The organism is Mesorhizobium sp. P2_D5 (assembly GCF_056404355.1).
This window is the reverse complement of the sequence record NZ_JBFUEE010000002.1, coordinates 1,137,230-1,153,444: the sequence shown is the minus strand read 5'-3', so window position 1 is coordinate 1,153,444 and position 16,215 is coordinate 1,137,230. Positions and strand designations below refer to the sequence as shown.

The 16,215-nt window shown below is 60.7% G+C and carries 18 protein-coding genes; 6 read left to right on the top strand and 12 right to left on the bottom strand.

Features of this window, described 5'->3' with window-relative positions; genetic code table 11:
• Positions 1–24: 24 nt before the first annotated feature.
• Positions 25–621, bottom strand: a complete 597-nt coding sequence (locus tag AC1DYW_RS12260) for a glutathione S-transferase family protein (protein ID WP_477226297.1) — start codon at positions 619–621, stop codon at positions 25–27.
• Between the two features lie 445 nt (positions 622–1,066).
• Positions 1,067–1,519, bottom strand: a complete 453-nt coding sequence (locus AC1DYW_RS12255) for a hypothetical protein (protein ID WP_477226296.1) — start codon at positions 1,517–1,519, stop codon at positions 1,067–1,069.
• Positions 1,520–1,642: 123 nt separating this feature from the next.
• Between AC1DYW_RS12255 and AC1DYW_RS12250 the strand changes: the two genes are divergently transcribed.
• Together AC1DYW_RS12250 and AC1DYW_RS12245 are read left to right on the top strand one after the other, a co-directional pair.
• Entirely contained in the window at positions 1,643–2,065 is a 423-nt protein-coding gene (locus AC1DYW_RS12250; protein WP_477226295.1) for a hypothetical protein, read from the top strand.
• Between the two features lie 33 nt (positions 2,066–2,098).
• Positions 2,099–2,410: a transcriptional regulator gene (locus AC1DYW_RS12245; RefSeq protein ID WP_457154940.1), complete on the top strand. Its 312-nt coding sequence runs from the start codon at positions 2,099–2,101 to the stop codon at positions 2,408–2,410.
• A 110-nt stretch (positions 2,411–2,520) separates the two neighbouring features.
• On the opposite strand, the gene AC1DYW_RS12240 is transcribed toward AC1DYW_RS12245, so the two are convergent.
• The 7 genes from AC1DYW_RS12240 to AC1DYW_RS12210 all read right to left on the bottom strand — a co-directional run bounded on the left by AC1DYW_RS12240 (position 2,521) and on the right by AC1DYW_RS12210 (position 7,581).
• A complete protein-coding gene (locus tag AC1DYW_RS12240) occupies positions 2,521–3,135 on the bottom strand; it encodes a LysE family translocator (protein WP_457154941.1) in 615 nt (204 codons plus the stop codon).
• Positions 3,136–3,239: 104 nt separating this feature from the next.
• On the bottom strand, positions 3,240–4,073 hold the full coding sequence (locus AC1DYW_RS12235; protein ID WP_477226294.1) for an EamA family transporter: 834 nt from the start codon (positions 4,071–4,073) through the stop codon (positions 3,240–3,242).
• Complete coding sequence (locus AC1DYW_RS12230) at positions 4,070–4,651, bottom strand: TetR/AcrR family transcriptional regulator (RefSeq protein ID WP_477226293.1); 582 nt, start codon at positions 4,649–4,651, stop codon at positions 4,070–4,072. The genes AC1DYW_RS12235 and AC1DYW_RS12230 overlap by 4 nt, the downstream gene beginning before the upstream one ends.
• Before the next feature lie 137 nt (positions 4,652–4,788).
• The gene (locus tag AC1DYW_RS12225; RefSeq protein ID WP_457154274.1) at positions 4,789–5,241 is read right to left on the bottom strand and encodes a hypothetical protein; all 453 of its coding nucleotides are present in this window, start codon (positions 5,239–5,241) and stop codon (positions 4,789–4,791) included.
• Between the two features lie 186 nt (positions 5,242–5,427).
• Positions 5,428–6,276, bottom strand: a complete 849-nt coding sequence (locus AC1DYW_RS12220) for a 23S rRNA (adenine(2030)-N(6))-methyltransferase RlmJ (RefSeq protein ID WP_477226292.1) — start codon at positions 6,274–6,276, stop codon at positions 5,428–5,430.
• Positions 6,273–6,884, bottom strand: a complete 612-nt coding sequence (locus AC1DYW_RS12215) for a hypothetical protein (protein ID WP_477226291.1) — start codon at positions 6,882–6,884, stop codon at positions 6,273–6,275. The genes AC1DYW_RS12220 and AC1DYW_RS12215 overlap by 4 nt, the downstream gene beginning before the upstream one ends.
• Positions 6,885–6,921: 37 nt before the next feature.
• On the bottom strand, positions 6,922–7,581 hold the full coding sequence (locus tag AC1DYW_RS12210; protein WP_477226290.1) for a TetR/AcrR family transcriptional regulator: 660 nt from the start codon (positions 7,579–7,581) through the stop codon (positions 6,922–6,924).
• Between the two features lie 85 nt (positions 7,582–7,666).
• Here AC1DYW_RS12210 and AC1DYW_RS12205 point away from each other — a divergent pair, with 85 nt between their 5' ends.
• The 3 genes from AC1DYW_RS12205 (at position 7,667) to galE (ending at position 11,345) form a co-directional block, all read left to right on the top strand.
• Positions 7,667–8,137: a carboxymuconolactone decarboxylase family protein gene (locus AC1DYW_RS12205; protein ID WP_477226289.1), complete on the top strand. Its 471-nt coding sequence runs from the start codon at positions 7,667–7,669 to the stop codon at positions 8,135–8,137.
• A 1,091-nt stretch (positions 8,138–9,228) separates the two neighbouring features.
• Positions 9,229–10,269, top strand: a complete 1,041-nt coding sequence (locus AC1DYW_RS12200) for a UDP-glucuronic acid decarboxylase family protein (RefSeq protein WP_477226288.1) — start codon at positions 9,229–9,231, stop codon at positions 10,267–10,269.
• Positions 10,266–11,345 carry a UDP-glucose 4-epimerase GalE gene (gene galE / locus AC1DYW_RS12195; RefSeq protein ID WP_477226287.1) on the top strand — a complete coding sequence of 360 codons (1,080 nt, stop codon included), beginning with the start codon at positions 10,266–10,268 and terminating at the stop codon, positions 11,343–11,345. The genes AC1DYW_RS12200 and galE overlap by 4 nt, the downstream gene beginning before the upstream one ends.
• On the opposite strand, the gene AC1DYW_RS12190 is transcribed toward galE, so the two are convergent.
• The 3 genes from AC1DYW_RS12190 to AC1DYW_RS12180 form a co-directional block, all read right to left on the bottom strand.
• A complete protein-coding gene (locus AC1DYW_RS12190) occupies positions 11,299–11,715 on the bottom strand; it encodes a hypothetical protein (protein ID WP_477226286.1) in 417 nt (138 codons plus the stop codon). The genes galE and AC1DYW_RS12190 overlap by 47 nt on opposite strands.
• Positions 11,716–12,106: 391 nt before the next feature.
• The gene (locus tag AC1DYW_RS12185; RefSeq protein WP_477226285.1) at positions 12,107–12,658 is read right to left on the bottom strand and encodes a DUF995 domain-containing protein; all 552 of its coding nucleotides are present in this window, start codon (positions 12,656–12,658) and stop codon (positions 12,107–12,109) included.
• Between the two features lie 74 nt (positions 12,659–12,732).
• The gene (locus tag AC1DYW_RS12180; RefSeq protein ID WP_477226284.1) at positions 12,733–14,610 is read right to left on the bottom strand and encodes a glycosyltransferase family 2 protein; all 1,878 of its coding nucleotides are present in this window, start codon (positions 14,608–14,610) and stop codon (positions 12,733–12,735) included.
• 622 nt (positions 14,611–15,232) lie between these two features.
• Here AC1DYW_RS12180 and AC1DYW_RS12175 point away from each other — a divergent pair.
• Positions 15,233–16,156: a glycoside hydrolase family 26 protein gene (locus tag AC1DYW_RS12175; protein ID WP_477226283.1), complete on the top strand. Its 924-nt coding sequence runs from the start codon at positions 15,233–15,235 to the stop codon at positions 16,154–16,156.
• Positions 16,157–16,215: the final 59 nt, after the last annotated feature.

The following is a 16,215-nucleotide window of genomic DNA, read 5'->3' as shown; positions in this document are numbered from 1 at the left end:
TTTTTTTGTATTCAATGGATCACATCACCCGGGGATGCAGCCTTTCAACTCGGGAAATTTCTCATCGAAGCGCGCTGCCCAGCGCGTCAGCCGGGCGCGGCCCTTTTCCCACTTTCCGGCAAAGCGCAGGGCGAGATAGCCAAGGCAGGCGCGCAACGCGATCTGCCCGGCGGTGATCTTCTTCGGCAGCTTTGGCGGGTTGGCGTTGAGCAGATCGAGTGCTGCCGTGATCTTCGCCCACTGCCGGTCGAGCCAGGGCTGATAGACCATTTCTTCAGGCCGCGTGCGTCGTTCATAGACCATCGACAGCGCGCAGTCGCAAATGCCGTCTGCCAACGCCTCCAGCACCTCCGCCTCGAGACGCTTGTCGGGGTTGCGCGGAAACAGTGCGTTCTTCGAAACACGGTTGAGGTGCTGGGTAATGGCGCGGCTGTCATGGATCGAGCGACCGTCGTCGAGCACCAACACCGGAATCTTGCCGAGCGGGTTAGCCTCGATCAGCACCGCCGGTTTGTCCTCGGTCTTGACCGGCACCGCATCGATGGCGATGCCGGCATAGGCCGCGGCCATACGCACCTTGGAGCTGTAGGGAGAAGTGGAAGCGTAGAGCAGTCTGGGCATGATCGGGTTCCTGTTTGCCGGCCGGCACTTTTGACCGGGAGCGGCTGCCCGGCAATGGCCAGGCAACAAAAAACCAACTGCCAGAAAACCGGTGATGGTTTCCTGCCATGACCATCGTGACCTGGCTACAGACGGATACGCGATCCACATCGAGCAAGAAGACTACAGCTGAGCGGAACATCCGATCTGCTTTTAGTCCTCCGCAACCCCGGCTTCGCGGCGGGGCATTCGTTTCATCGCCAGGTATGAAAGAAGACCAAACCGCGCGAGCAAGCGAGGCAGCCTGTCCGGCGCCTCGCTTTGCTGCCCTGGCCCCCTTCGCCGACCGTCTTGCGCACCTCCCGAAAACCAGTTGCGGTTTCCGGAATGATCATGCGTCGATCGCAAGTGTCAAAGCGTTCTCCGCGCATCCAGCAGGACACACAGCGCTCCAACTAGACCTGGTCTACTTCTTGGCCGGCGCCTTCGCCTTTGCCGGCGCTGCCTTGGCCTTGGGGGCCGCGGCTTTCTTCACGGCGGGCTTTGTCGCTGCCGCTGCCGCTTTCTTGGCCGGTGCTGCCTTGGCGGCGGGCTTGGCCGCGGCCTTCGCGGGCGCTGCCTTCTTGGCTGCGGGTTTCGCCGCCGGCTTGGCTGCCGGCTTCTTGGCCGGTGCTGCCTTGGCGGCCGGCTTTGCCGCGGCCTTCGCCGGCGCTGCCTTTTTCACTGCCGGTTTGGCTACGGCCTTGGCCGCTGCCGGCTTCTTGGCCGGTGCTGCTTTTGCCTTTGCAGGTGCTGCCTTCGGCTTGGCCGCGGGTGCTGCTTTCTTCACTGCTGCCGCGACCTTCGCCGTTGCTGCTTTCACAGGTGCTTTCTTTGCCGGTGTCTTGGATGCCGGCGCCTTAGACGACTGCTTCGCCATGTCATGCCCCTTGCGTTACGCCGACGGCCGTGAATGACCTCGACGGGCAATGCATATCTGACTCGCGGCTCTCTAGCCAGCGAAGCAATAGACTGATTTTCGCAGCTTAAATTTTGGTTACCGATGGCTCACGATCATGCTGATCATCAAAAAAATCCGCTGCTGATCTTCAATCATTGCCACCAGTTCACCGCCGACATTCTCCGCACTCCGCTAGACCCATCGCGCCGCGAAGCTCAGAAGGTCAGCGAGCGGCTTTGTGCATTGATCCTCGGCCGCGAACATCAACACCTGCTGCTTGTTTGGATTGATCATCTCGTGCAGGCGGACGATCTACATAGATCACGAGAGCAATGCGATGACCGATCGCAGCATCACCTTGTCAAGCATGATCCCGCCACCCTTGCAAATGAATTGACAGATAGCTCTGGATTGCAGAGTATTCTGCATCAGACGCAGGAGCGCTTCGATGTCGATCGCACAACAGCAGGCGGCGCTATCTGGGACGGTCGAGACGGCGCGCCATGGCGTTGGCCGCGTCGATGACAATGTCTGGCTTGACCGCACCGGAGCCGCTCGATGAGCGCCGACGAAATCATCCACCAGAGCACGCGACTCAGGATCATGGCCACCCTGAACACGCTGGAAAGGCGCGAGATGCTGGAGTTCACCCGGCTGAAGACCATCGTTGGCGCCACCGACGGCAATCTTGGCGCGCATCTCGATACGCTGGTCAGGGCCGGTTATGTCGATATCGAAAAGCTGTTCGTCGGCCGCCGGCCGCAGACACGCGTCAAGGCAACGACGAGCGGACGGCGCGCGTTCCGCGGACACGTCGCTTTCCTGCGCAAGATCATTGATCAGGCCGAAGCGTCACAGCGCAGAAAATAGCCCTGCGATTGCGCGACATCTCTGTATCTCTTGTTTTGACGCAATTCCCTGAGGGAAAGCACTATGCGCTTTTCCCGGGAAAACCGATTCACACTTTTCCTGGAATTGCTCTAGCGCGTGGCGACCACGGCGAGGCCGGCGCCGATCATCACACCGCCCGCCGCGCGGTTGACCCGGCGCACGATCTTCGGCGTGCGCAGCAGGCTGCGGGCGCGGCCCGCCAGGATGACATGACCGCCGATCACCACGACCTCGACAGCCAGGATCACCATCGTCAACACACCGAGATGACCAGCGTCGAGCGACGTGCCAACCACGTTCGGCAGCAGTGCCACGTAGAACAGCGGCATTTTCGGATTGCCGAGGTTCAGCGCGATACCCGTCGCGAAGATCGCCAGCAGCCCGCGCCGTCCAGAGATGGGTTGCAGGTCCGGCACCACGGGCACGGCGGTCCACAAGCTGATGCCCATCCAGATCAGATAGATCGCTCCGCCATAACGAAGCACCGTCATGGCGATCGCCATCTTGGCTGCGATGAAAGACAGGCCGAAGACGGCGAGGACCAGGAAGATGAGGATGCCGACCACAGTGCCTGCGCCATAGGCAATACCCGACGCGGCACCGTTGGAGATCGTGCGGGCGAGGATCGTCATGTTGTCCGGACCGGGACTGGCCGCGAACACGAAGAAGGCAGCCGTGAAGGCAAGGATGGTGGCAAGGTCCATGAGGACTCCCGAAAGTGATCTGTTGCTCTCGGGCGTTCAGGCTAGCCGATTTTGCCTGTCGGCAACATCAGGAATTATCGGGTTCCGCACGACGCGCATTTTGGTCATTGATAGCCGAGGCAGATGGCGCCGAGGGCGACAATGGCGCAGGCGCCGACCCGCCGCGGCGTCAGCATCTCGCCGAGAAACAGGCGTCCGATGAAGGCGGCGAAGACGACGCTGGTCTCGCGGATCGCGGTGATGGGAGCGGCCGGCCCAAGTGCGAAGGCCGCGACCACGACACCATAGGCCAAAAGCGCGAACAGGCCGCCCGCCAGCGCCTTCCAGGTTTCCGGCGCCCGCAGGTCGACAATGAGCCGGCCACGGCAGGCAAGGAACGTCGCCGGCAGCAATGCGCCATAGATCACGAGAACCCAGGCGGTGTAGGCGCCGGCATTTCCCGCCGCGCGGACGCCGATCGCATCGACCGTCGCATAGGCGGCGATGATCGCTCCCGTTGCCAGTGCATAGAGTATCGATGTCGTGGCGGCCCTGCCTCTGCCGAGCGAAAGGCCCATGATGCCGCCGGCGACCAACGCAACACCGACGGTCTGCGGCTGGGTGAGCTGCTGGTTGGCCAGGAAGAACCCGCCGAGCGCGACAAGCAGCGGCACGCTGCCGCGAACGATTGGATAGACCTGTCCCAGTTCGCCATATCGGTAGGCGGCCACCAGGAACACGCTGTAGCCGACCTGCAGGCAGGCCGAGAGCACGACATAGGGCCAGGCCGGCGCGGCCGGAAGGGTGAGGAAGATGGCGAAGGGAATGGCAAGCGCCGTACTGGAGAAACTCATGACGGTGACGGTCCACAACCTGTCGCCCCCGGTTCGCAGGAAGGCGTTCCAGGTGGCGTGCAAGATCGCGGCAAACAGCGCGAGCCCGATGACCAGCGGGCTCATCGCGGCCTGCGCGAAGCGGCGATGATATCCAGGGCCGTCTTGCGGGCGGCGCGAATGGCGGTGTCCGCCTGCCCCATCTGCGCCAGCAGCGTCGCACCTTCGATCAGCATCAGCAGGACCGCAGCCACGCTTTCGGCGCGACCGCGCGGCATCTCTTCTTCGAGGATTGACTGCATGCGCTTCCTGAGGCCGTTCTTCTGCCTGGCGACAGCCTTGAACACCGGATGTTCCGGATCGCCGAACTCGGCCAGCGCATGCGCGAACAGGCAGCCATGGAAATCCGGGCTGCGGAACCAGCGATCGTGCCAGTCGAAGATCTTTGCAATTTTCTTCCCGGGCGTCGCGACCTCCTCGGCGAGGCGGTCGAGTTGGCGATCAAAACGCCTGGCGCGATAGTCGAGCACCTCGACGATCAGTTCGTCCTTGCTGGGAAAGTGACGGTACATCGTCATCTTGGCCACATCGGCCTCGGCGATGATCCGATCGACGCCGGTGGCATGGAAACCGGCGCGCTTGAACAGCCCGTAGGCCGTTTCAACGACGTGCTGGCGTTTGTCGGAAGCAGGCGACGATGTCATGGCGCTTACCAGTGATGAGACAGGTCTGTCTCATATTTATGCGACGGATCGCCTCTTCTGTCAACACAGCACAAAAAGAGCGCCCGCAGCGGGTAGAGCCGCAGGCGCGAAAAGGAATCGGAACGGAGATCCGCGCTCTAGCGCAGGATGCGGCAGCGGCCGTTGTAGACCATCCAGCGGTCGAAGCCCGAGACGCAGAATTCGACATTGTCGCCGATCGATGCGAATCCCTGGCCTTCCTCGATCAGGTACCAGATGGTGCGATCGCGCCCGTCGGACAGGCTGACGGTGGCGCCGCAATAGCGGCGGCCGATCGGCCAGGTCTCGTTGGCCGCCAGATACAGATGCTGGTGGATGCGCCGGAAATCGGTGATCTGCACGTTGGGCAGGTGCGGCACGTGATGCACCTGATGGGAAAAGCGGCTGGTGATCTTGTTCAACACCCAGGCCTCGCCGCAGACGCCGCCATCGTCGTCGGAATAGACGCCAAGGTCGGCCGCCTGCACGGCCTGGGTAAGACCGAGAGGCACGGCAAGCGGAGTGCAGAGCGAAATCAGGGCAGCAAGTGCGGATTTGGCGAAGCGAGTCATGGCAGCCTCTCAAGGTCGATTGCGCGCACTCTGCGGATTCGCTTGGCGGTGGTCAAGCGGTTGCGGAAACAATGGTTTCCCAGTTCGGAACGACGTTGGCCAAAGCCGAACCCCGCATGGAAACCGGAACGGCTCCAGCACGTGGGGACCCGGACGGAAAAGAGAGCTCGAGCCCCCGCGCCCTCTCTACTCGCCGGCCAGCCATTCCAGCGACCAGTGCGCCGGCTTTTCCACGGCGAGCACCCTGTGCAAGGCAGGCATCAATGTCCGCAGTTCGCCCTCCAGCGTGAAAGGCGGGTTGACCACCAGCAGGCCGCTGCCGTCGAGACTGGGTTGCGAAGAGGCGGGCCTGATCTCGAATTCTATGTCGAGCAGCTTCGGGATGCCGGATTGCTTCAGCGCCTTGCGGAAAGCGATGATCGCCTTGCGGTCCTTGATCGGATACCACAGCGCGTAGATGCCGCCAGGCCAGCGCTTGTGCGCCCTTATGAGCCCGTCGACGAGGCGCTCGAACTCACCAGCCTCCTCGAATGGCGGATCGATCAGCACCAGGCCGCGCTTTTCCTTCGGCGGCAGATGCGCGCCGAGCGCCAGCCAGCCATCGAGCTCGATGACACGGGTCTGGAAATCGCCGGCAAAGAGGGTTCTCAGCTTCGCGACATCCTTGGGATGCAGCTCGATCGCCGACAGCCGGTCCTGCTTGCGCAGGAGATGGCGCGCAATCATCGGTGAGCCCGGATATTTCTGGATGCCGCCCTCGGGATTGAGCGACCGCACGGTCTCCAGATAGGGCGCGAGCAGTGCCGTCACCGGCGCGGCGAACGAGGCATCGATCAGCCGGCCGATGCCGCCCTGCCACTCGCCGGTCTTTTGCGCTTCGACCGAGGACAGATCGTAGCGGCCGATGCCGGCGTGGGTGTCGATGACGCGAAACGCCTTGTCCTTCTGCTTCAGATAGTCGAGCAACCGCGTCAGCACGACATGCTTGACGACATCGGCGAAATTTCCGGCGTGATAGGCGTGGCGGTAGTTCACTTGGAGCCCCTGCCCCAGCGCGGCGGTGGCGGCTGCGAATTCGGATTTTCCGGCCGGCCGCCACGACTGCGCAGGGAGAACAAAAACCCGATCAGGCCGACCGCCATCAGCGCGTAGCCGACCGGCCGCGCGCGCCCGTCGATCTCGCCGGCACCGGAGCGCAGGATCAGGTCGACCGCGCGCATCGGAATGTCATCGGCATCACCCGGGCCGACGGTGAAGAGGTACGGACCCGAGCTGACGCTCGCGATCACGCCGGCCTCATCGCGAAAAATCTTGTCGGGCAGCTGCGGGCTGGCCTGGCGTGGGTTGTCCGAATGGTTGAACTGCAGCGTCGAGGCAAGCACCGTTCGGCCATTGGTGGCCGATGTCAGCGTCAACACCGTGCGCTGCTGCGAGACGATGCGCTCGGCCCTCGCGGTCAGATCCACCAGCACCCGCACCGGTGCGTCGCGGCTGCTGAGCGGCACCGTCAGCGGCTTGAAGCGGCCCTGCTCGTAGACACGCCATGTGCCGATCTCGTGGCCGGAGAAATTGCTCATCGCCCAGGGATAGATGAAACCGGTGCCGATGCCGGCGAGCAAGATCAGGACAAACAGAAAGCGCATTCAGACAGCCACCTTGTAATTGTACCTTGCCGGACAACTAGCTCGCATTGGTGCTGTCGCGCAGGCGTTCCATTTCATCCAGCAGCATCTCAAGGCCGAGCTCGAATGTCTTGTCGAAACCGGCCCTACCAAAATAGGCCCCGGCTGTCATGACGCTGGGAAAATCCCGCGCCAGCTGCTCGTCGCTGACCGTGGTCACCGCCGAAGGACCCTTGGCGTAACCCGCGGTCTCGTCGAGGATCGCGCCCATAAGGTAGTAGCTCGCGGCGCGGAACAGTCTTGCGCTCAGCTCAGGACCGAAGCCGCCAGCTTCAAACAGGCCGATGACACTATCCAGCTTGGCAAGACATGGCGGCGAATTCATGCGGTAGACGACAACGAACGGCGCGAAGGCCGGATGCTCGGTCGCGACGCGACGGTATTCCTGCATGCCGACGCGGATCCTTTCGCGCCAGGGCATGCTGGCGTCGGGGATAACAATCGCGCTGATCTGCCGGTCGACCAGCGCCTCGTAGAGATGCGCCTGCGAAGGGAAGTGATGGTAGATGCTCATCGCCTCGCAGCCAAGCATGGCCGCCAGCTTGCGCATCGAAAAGCCGGCAAGCCCCTCACGCTCGATCACCTGGAAGGCCGCGTCCTCGATCATCTCGCGAGACAGCCGACCGCGCACTCTCTTTTTCTTGATCGATGAGTCCATGGCGTCGCTTGACAACTTACACTGTAAGGTTCATTTTCGACATTACCTTACACAGTAAGGCTAACAAAGACCAGAGGAGAAAACCATGTCGAACCGTCGCATTTCCAAATCCGTGCAGTCGTCCATCCGCCGTGCGTTCCTGCTCACCGCCGCAGCCTGCATCCTGTCGCTCGGCGCGGCTCCGGCCCATTCCGATGAATACGATGCAACCATCAAGGACATCCAGTCGACCATGGGCGGTGTGCCCAGCTTTGTGAAGCAGTTCCCCAAAGCCGGCCTGCCTGGGGCCTGGGCCGAGGTCAAGGCCATCCAACTCAGCGACAAGACAGCGCTGCCACCAAAGGTCAAGTCGCTGATCTCGCTGGCAGTGGCGGCGCAGATACCTTGCAACTACTGCATCTGGTCGGACACCCAGGACGCCAAACGCGCCGGCGCCACCGACGAAGAGATCCAGGAAGCCGTGACAATGGCTGCGCTGACCCGCCACTGGAGCACCATCTTCAACGGAATGCAGGTCGATTTCGACACGTTCAAGAAGGAAATGGGCGGGGAGTAGCATATCCCGACCCTCGAAACGGGCAGCGATTCCGGACCGATCCGAGATAGCGTGGTCGCCTTGGTTCGTCGCTTATTCCTGATTGTGATGGCCCCGGATGCGGCCATCACGGTCCCTTCGCACAGTCGCACCCGGCTGCCGTTCCGCCCACTGCCCGATCGAGGGAACCGTGGAAGACGACACTCTACCTATGCGCTCAAAAGCCATGCTAAAATGACCGATACTCCCCTGCGAAATGTATACCTATGCGCGCATTGCCACAAAATGAGACCATTGCCACGGCCTTGGCGAAGAGGCGGCTTGATGCACGAGCATTACAAGCAACACCGGGAAAATGCGTGAGAGCCAACTTCACCGCCGGTCAGCAATTTTTTTATCGCTTTTCGGCTTTTTGTATAATTTCTGCAATATCAGGCTGTGACGCGTCAGCTTTTTATCAAGCTGCATTGATGAAATATGGACATCAGAATCTTTATATTTGTAGCCCGAGCGGTTTTGGGCAACAATCCCATTGCACGCTGAAGGTCTAATGATCGCTCCAGATCGCTTAAGTCTATTTTCAGTTGTATTTTTCCTGGACTATACGCTGAATTGGACCATGGGTGCCGATCCCGGCATTTCCTCGCCGTCAGGGCTTCGACATCGCCTGGAAACAGCTTGCCAGGCCTGTCGACGGATTTTTCGGCAGCCAACCAATACATTGATTCACAACGAGGATCCGCTTCCGGAACAGCGCGGGTCCGACCGGCTCATGATTAACCATTCGCGAACAGACACGGTTAAGGTTTCGCTAATTTAGTTGACTAGGATTTCCACAGGTATATTTTCAAAGCGTTGGGATGTGCAATTTGGGCGAGCAATCGACGATGATGACACCGGGCGTGTGATCGCGATTTCGGGGCGCAGAGAAATGCTGAACTGCAGCATACAGATCGTGTAGCAGCACAAGCTCCGCGAGCCCAAGAACATTAGCGCACATCAATGATGGCGGTTCCGCAGACGCGGAGGTTTGCCACGTTCTGAAGGACGTGGCCGGGCAATGCTTTTGTCCCGGCCCGGGCGGTAGCGTGCGCGGTGCGTGAGAGGAAAGCATGAGTAAGCTCATCAAGGTTCTGAAACTGGAGTCCGGGAGCGGTCAAAGGGGCGCCAACCAAAACCGAAGCCGCGCCCTGGTCGCCGGAGGTGCGGGATTTTTGGGATCGCATCTGTGTGAACGTCTTTTGCGGGACGGATATGACGTTGTCGCGCTGGACAATTTCCACACCGGCAAGAGATACAATCTCAATGCCCTTCTGCGTAATCCGAGATTCACGTGCATCGAGCACGACATCGTCAATGCGCTGCCCTTGGGTCTTCAGTTCGATGAGATCTACAATCTCGCCTGCCCTGCCTCTCCGCCGCATTACCAGGAAGACCCGATCCATACCTTCAAGACGAGCGTGCTTGGTTCGCTGAACCTTCTGGAACTGGCGCGACAGAACAACGCCAAGATATTCCAGGCCTCGACGTCCGAAGTCTATGGCGACCCTTTCGTTCACCCGCAGCCCGAGAGCTACTTCGGCAACGTCAATACGCACGGACCGCGGTCCTGCTATGACGAGGGCAAGCGCTCGGCCGAAACCCTGTTCTTCGACTATTCGAGAACATACGGCCTCGATATCCGCGTCGCTCGCATTTTCAACACCTATGGCCGTCGCATGCAGCCCGATGACGGGCGCGTGGTTTCGAACTTCATCGTCCAGGCGCTGCGCGGCCAAGACCTGACCGTCTATGGCAGCGGCATGCAGACGCGTTCCTTCTGCTATGCCGACGACCTGATCGAGGGCTTCGTCCGGCTGATGAATGCGCCGAGTGCGCCCGCGCATCCGGTCAACCTCGGCAATCCCGGCGAATTCACCATCATGGAACTGGCGACGCTGGTCATCAGCTATACCAACTCGCGATCGAAGATCGTGCATCGGCCTCTGCCGGTCGACGATCCCAGACAGCGCAAGCCGGACATTTCCTTTGCCAGGGCCAATCTCGGCTGGGAGCCGAAAATCGGCCTGAGCCAGGGTCTCGCGCAGACCGTCGACTATTTTGAGACCCTGCTCTACGGAAGCAAACTGGTCAAAGGAGCCGCGGCGTCATGACTCGCCCGGCAATCCTGGTGACGGGCGGGGCCGGCTTCATCGGCAGCCACACCTGCAAGCAGTTGGCCGGCGCCGGCTATTTGCCTGTGGTTTTCGACAATCTGAGCCGCGGCAACGAGAAATCCGTGGCCTGGGGCCCGCTTGTCGTCGGCGATATCCGGGACCGGGATGCGTTGCAGCGGGCGATGACGACGTACCGGCCGACAGCGGTCATCCACTTTGCGGCGCTGGCCTATGTCGGCGAGTCCGTTCAAGAGCCGGCTGATTACTATTCGACCAATGTAGCGGGCACCATCGCGGTGCTCGATGCGGCGCGTGCGAACGCCATCGACAACATCATCTTCTCCAGCAGCTGCGCAACCTACGGCGTGCCGGAAGCGTTGCCTGTTCGCGAGACGTCCTCACAAAATCCGATCAGCCCTTACGGGCGCACCAAGCTGATGGGCGAACAGATCATCGGCGACTATGCGTCCGCATACGGAATGAAATTTGCCATCCTGCGCTATTTCAACGCTTGCGGCGCCGACCCCGACGGCGAGCTTGGTGAGTGGCATTCGCCCGAGACGCACCTGATTCCCAGAGTGCTCATGGCCGCATCAGGCATCATCGACGAGATCGAGGTTTTCGGCACGGACTACGACACGTCGGACGGCACGTGCGTACGGGACTATATCCACGTAAGCGATCTGGCCCGCGCCCATCTGAAAGCTCTCATGCATCTCGAGGGCGGCGGACAAAGCCTGGCGGTCAACCTCGGCACTGGCCGGGGTGTGTCCATCAAGGAGATTGTCCAGGCGGTCAGCCGAGTGACGGCAAGACCGGTTCCGGCCGTCTTCAGGACCCGGCGCCCGGGAGACCCGGCGGAGCTCTACGCCGATCCGGGAAGCGCACGCGAACGTCTCGGCTTCGTGCCGGAGCTTTCCGACATCGACACGATCGTCAGGACGGCTGCCCCCTTCTTTGGCCTGAAGGCGAAACCGACGAGACTGCCGCCTACCAAGACGGCAGCGCCTGTCGCCGCTCGGTGGCTCAGGAATAGCGGGGGCGGCAGCTCGCGCGCTGGCCAAATCCGCTAGGGCTGCAGATATACGGCGAGTTCCCCAGGAACGTGCCGCCATTGCCCGGATTGTAAGAGGCCTTCACCGGCGCCGGCGTACGCACCTTGATCCGCGGCGGCGATGCAAAAGCGTAGGCTCTTTCAATGGTCCGCACCGCGCTCGTCATATAGACAAGAGGCTCGCTTCTGGACGAATGAGCGATGAACGTGGCGCGGACTGGCTGGACCGCGGGTTTGCTGCCAAGCGAGTGGACCACAGGCTTGACCGAATTGGTCTTGGTTGCATCGACGCTCTGGCAACCCGAAACCATCGCGATCGCCACCGCAGCCACAATCATGAATGCGCTGTTCTTGCCCGAGCGAAACGCGCCCATTGCGGAATTTTTCATTAGATGTCCCCTGCCAAAGGCGCGTTGCGACATACTTTGCTTTCGTCGCTTTCACGCCGCGTAAGCGACTGCTCGCTACCACATACGCAGGAACATTAGACTTCACTTATTAAAATTCATGAAAACCGAATGGTGAGCTTACCGTCTGGTCGTTCCGTCGGATTTTATTAAAATGCGATCAATCTGCAATCGGCCCGCCGACGGCACTGGCCGGACTGCTTGACGCTTCACGATAAGCGATTCGGCAACGCCTTGACAGGCACCGACAGGAGCATCCTGGCTCGACACAGAGACGGATCTGGATTGTTTCTCGACCGGTCAGGATGGGTGCCGGCGCGGGGTTGCGAAAATCACTGGGTGTGTCATGGCTCGTGCGAGGTGGCAGTTCCGCTCAACCGCCGCTTTTGACCGGCGCTGGCTTCTGATCAGGGCTGATCATCTGACGCATCTTGTCGAAAGTCGCAGCGGTCGTGTCGCCGGATTTGAACTTGTGGTACTCCTGCCCGGGCTGCGCCGGCGACGCCTGGAAAACGTACCAGGAACCGCTCGGATCCTTCATCTGGTATATCGTGCCGCCCAATCGGTGATGGCTGAAGCAGGTTCGCCCCTGCGAGCTACCGGCAAGTGTCGTCCATTTTGCATCCATGCATAATTTGCCATTCTCGGTGATCAACCACCTGCCCTGGCCGATCGACGCGTTCGCGCCGCCGGTCCAGGCGCGAAGTTGGCGCCCATCCTTGGCAAAATAGGCTGCACCGTTTTCCCAGACCCATGTGCGGCCAGCATAAAGGGGAAACAGTTCCGCCGGAGTGAGCGGCGCTGCCGCGGCGACCGCCGACAAATCGACCTCTTCGGCTGTCGCGGCGTCTGGGCCGCTGACCAACAGCGGCTGCGCAACAATCATCGTCAACAGAAAGCAGCGGATCGACAGGACACCAACCACAGAAGTGATCCTCCAAATGACAGCCGGCTGAGGGTGAGACAGGGCGCCAGCGTACCATCTGTCGCTTCTGTCTGTCACCGCTTCTCGTTCCAGCCAGGATCGAAGTAGAAGTTGCGGTCGCCGGTCTCGCCCCGGCCAGCGCCGGAAACCACATAGGCGATCCTGACGATGCGAACGCTACCGGCGCCCTGCTGCAGCCCATAGATGCCTTCCAGCCCGCGGTCGTAAAATCCCGCCGCCGGAACCGAGAGCGCAACACAGGCGAGCGATGCCTGCCAGGCGAGTTTCACGCCATTGGCTCGCAGCGAAATCCTGTTCTCGACGAGGTGCCTGGTGACGATCACAACCACAAGCAGCCCGTAGATCAGGGCATTGAATGCGGCGAGCCAGTAGAAGCCGGTGGAATTGGAAGGATGATCCACCAGAAGAACCGGCAAGGACGCACCAATCGCAAGCACCACATACGGAACGATGACGCGCGCCGGCAGAAGGTCCTTGGGGCCGCTGCCCTTGGGAGTAACGCGGAAATCGACGAAGGATTTGGTCAGATAGTCGCGGATCGACGACAGCGTTCCGGCGAGCACCCATGGCCAACGCGCGAAGAACAGGAACAGCGTCCCTTCCCAGCTGAGCGTCTTGGCGGTGATCGGGCGCGAAAGCCCGAACGCCTTCAACATCATCACGAGGGCGATGAGGGCAATCGAGTTCGGCGCATAGTAGAACAGGAAGTCGACATACATCACGTTGGCGAAGTTCTGGCCCGAACAGAGCGCGTAGATAGGCATGACGTACATCAGAAGCGCAAATGTGGCGAACAGCGGATACCAGAGCTGGCAAAAAAGGAACTGGAATTTCAGGCGCGGCGGCAGTTTGGAAAGGTAGCTGGGCGAGTATTCGAGCAAGATCGTCATCAGGCTCCGCGACCACTGGAATTCCTGCGTGACAAGATCGGCAAAGGTCTGCGGGCCATCGCCATGCGCGATGGCGTCGATGGCATGCACGCCGCGCCATCCGGCCGCATTGATCAGCATCGACGTCGAATGGTCCTCGGCCAGTTCCGGGCCGAGACCACCCGCTTGCCTCAGCGCGACAGTTCGCACGGCATAGTGCGAGCCGATGCAGAGCGGAGCTCCGCCGCCCGTGTGGCCGGACTGCAAGGGGCCGTGGAACATCCCTTCCGGAAACAGCCTGCCGCGCGCCGACCAGCTCTCTGCGGCATTGTTGTCGCAAATGCTCGGCGCCGAGACATAGCCAACCGCGGGATCGGCGAAGGGAAACAGGATTTCCCTCAGATAGGTTGGCGTCGGCACGTGGTCGGCATCCAACTGAGCGACGAAATCATAGCGCTCATAGCCATAATGATCGTAGAAAAATGCCAGGTTCCCCTCTTTGCAGCGTGTCCGGCGCGGCCACACCTTGCGATGATAATCTTCCCGACCATGTCGGGTCGAAATCATGACATTGTGGGCCTCGCACCAGGCAATCGTGTCCTCGGATGGGTCCTCGTCTGCCAGCCAGGTATCGTGTGGATAATCCTGCACCAGCATCGCTTCGAGCGTGCGCGCGACCACTGCAAAAGGCTCGGACGGCGCCTTGGTGACCACCATCGCGACCCGCGAATGCTCAGGGATTGCGTGAAGTTTCGACGGCTTTTTCGACGCATGCACATTCAGGAGGAAGTACAATGGCATGAGCGTGAGCCATACCAGAATGAGCGTCGAGAATGCGTATGGCCCGACATGCTCGACATGCTCGGGCTTCAGCCACCAGAACCAGAAGAATCCGAGCGTGACGAACCAGAAGGCCAGGGCCAGTCTCAAGATCCATTGCTGGGTGGCCGACAGCACGGGCACCAGAAAAGGGCCCTTCCGCGCAGTGGCGAGAGCCGTCTCAGGTCGCCGTGCCCGCCTGTTCGCATGGTCGACAATGCCTGCCTGAACGGAAGCACTCATACACTTACCCGCCGCCACTTTGGGCTCTCCGCCGACAGATGGCTGAAAGCTCTCAAATCCCGGCGACAGAATCAGTCCGCGCCTTGTTAGAGTCAACTAAATTAAGCGTTCGTTAACCATGATTCTTGAGATCTGGTTAACCTAACACCTTGAATCGGGAGGGGAATAACCGCGACCGACGCAGCCCAGAAATGACGAGCCGGCAAAGTTTTCTTGTGTCGGAAGTTCGCTGTGGGGTCGAGGCTTTCCGGTCGCGATCAGGCTCGAGAGCAGCGTTAACCATGTTGTGAAAGACAGGGTTAAGCAACCGTTAATTGCGCTTGACTCCTGGCCGCGACCGGCTCTTAAATTAGCCTGGGATGATATATCGGGATATTGGCGCGAATTTGTGAGTATCGCGGCGAACCTTCTCTCTATAGCGCGTCTATGTCGGCGCCTGAGAGATAGATAATCGTTTGGTGGGCTCTGTGCGAAGGTTCGCACACCCGCCTATGGTCGCTCAGAAATCCCGCGGATTCCACCAGTATTGCCGATCGGTTGGGTAGTCGTGTCGATCAAGCATCGGCGCGCACGGGCGAGGCTTCAACTTCCGCAGGATGTTGAAGCTATGGGAGTATAAAACATGAAACACACCACAGCAAACGCACTTGCGATCGCGCTTGTATTGGGCGCAAGCGCCGCGTTCCCCACTGCGGGAAGCGCCGGCTCCGTGGCCACGACCGACCCCGTTCAGACGAGCAGCGCCGCGTCGGCGTTCGGATCCTATGATCCCTACGGTGACTTCAGCGCCGACAAGAGCGCCAGCATCGAAGAGTTGTTCCTGCCCTGGGAAGACGTCGACCTGGCGAGCCTTCCCCTGGCCGACGCCTATGCCCTTCAGCGAAACCGATCGCTGTTGATCACCATCGAGCCGTGGACCTGGTCGAAGGACTGGCGCATCACTCCGACCGAACTGCGCAACGGCATATTGAGCGGCAAGTATGACGCCAACATGCAGGCAATCTGCAATTTGGTGGGAGCCATGAAGAGCCCGGTAACCATTCGCTGGGCGCAGGAAATGGAGGACAAGAACGGCCGCTTCACCTGGGCCAACTGGGCTCCCAAGGACTGGATCGCCGCTTACAAGCGCGAGGTCGATATCTGCCGCAAGGCTGCCCCCGCCGCCAAATATATGTGGTCACCCAAAGGCGAAGAGGGTCTGGAAAAATACTATCCCGGCGACGACTACGTCGACGTCATCGGCCTGTCGGTGTTCGGGCTGCAGAAAAAGGACAATAACGAGACCGGACACGACCGGACGTTCGCCGAGGCGCTGAAGCCCGGCTATGACCGCGTCGCGGGCTTCAACAAGCCGGTCGTGGTGGCGGAGCTCGGCTATGTCGGGAAGCAGGAATATGTCTCGCAATGGGAAATCGATTCCCGCAAGTCCTATTCTGAATTTCCGGCCCTGACCTCGGTCGTCTACTTCAACCAGAAGGAAGTGTGGCCGTGGCTGGGTGGCTATGGACTGCCCGATTGGAGGGTTACCCAGCATATCTTGCCCTAGGGGGTGCTGTACCGGGTGTGGCGCAAAACTGGGCGTGGCGTAAAATAGTGGGGTAGGGT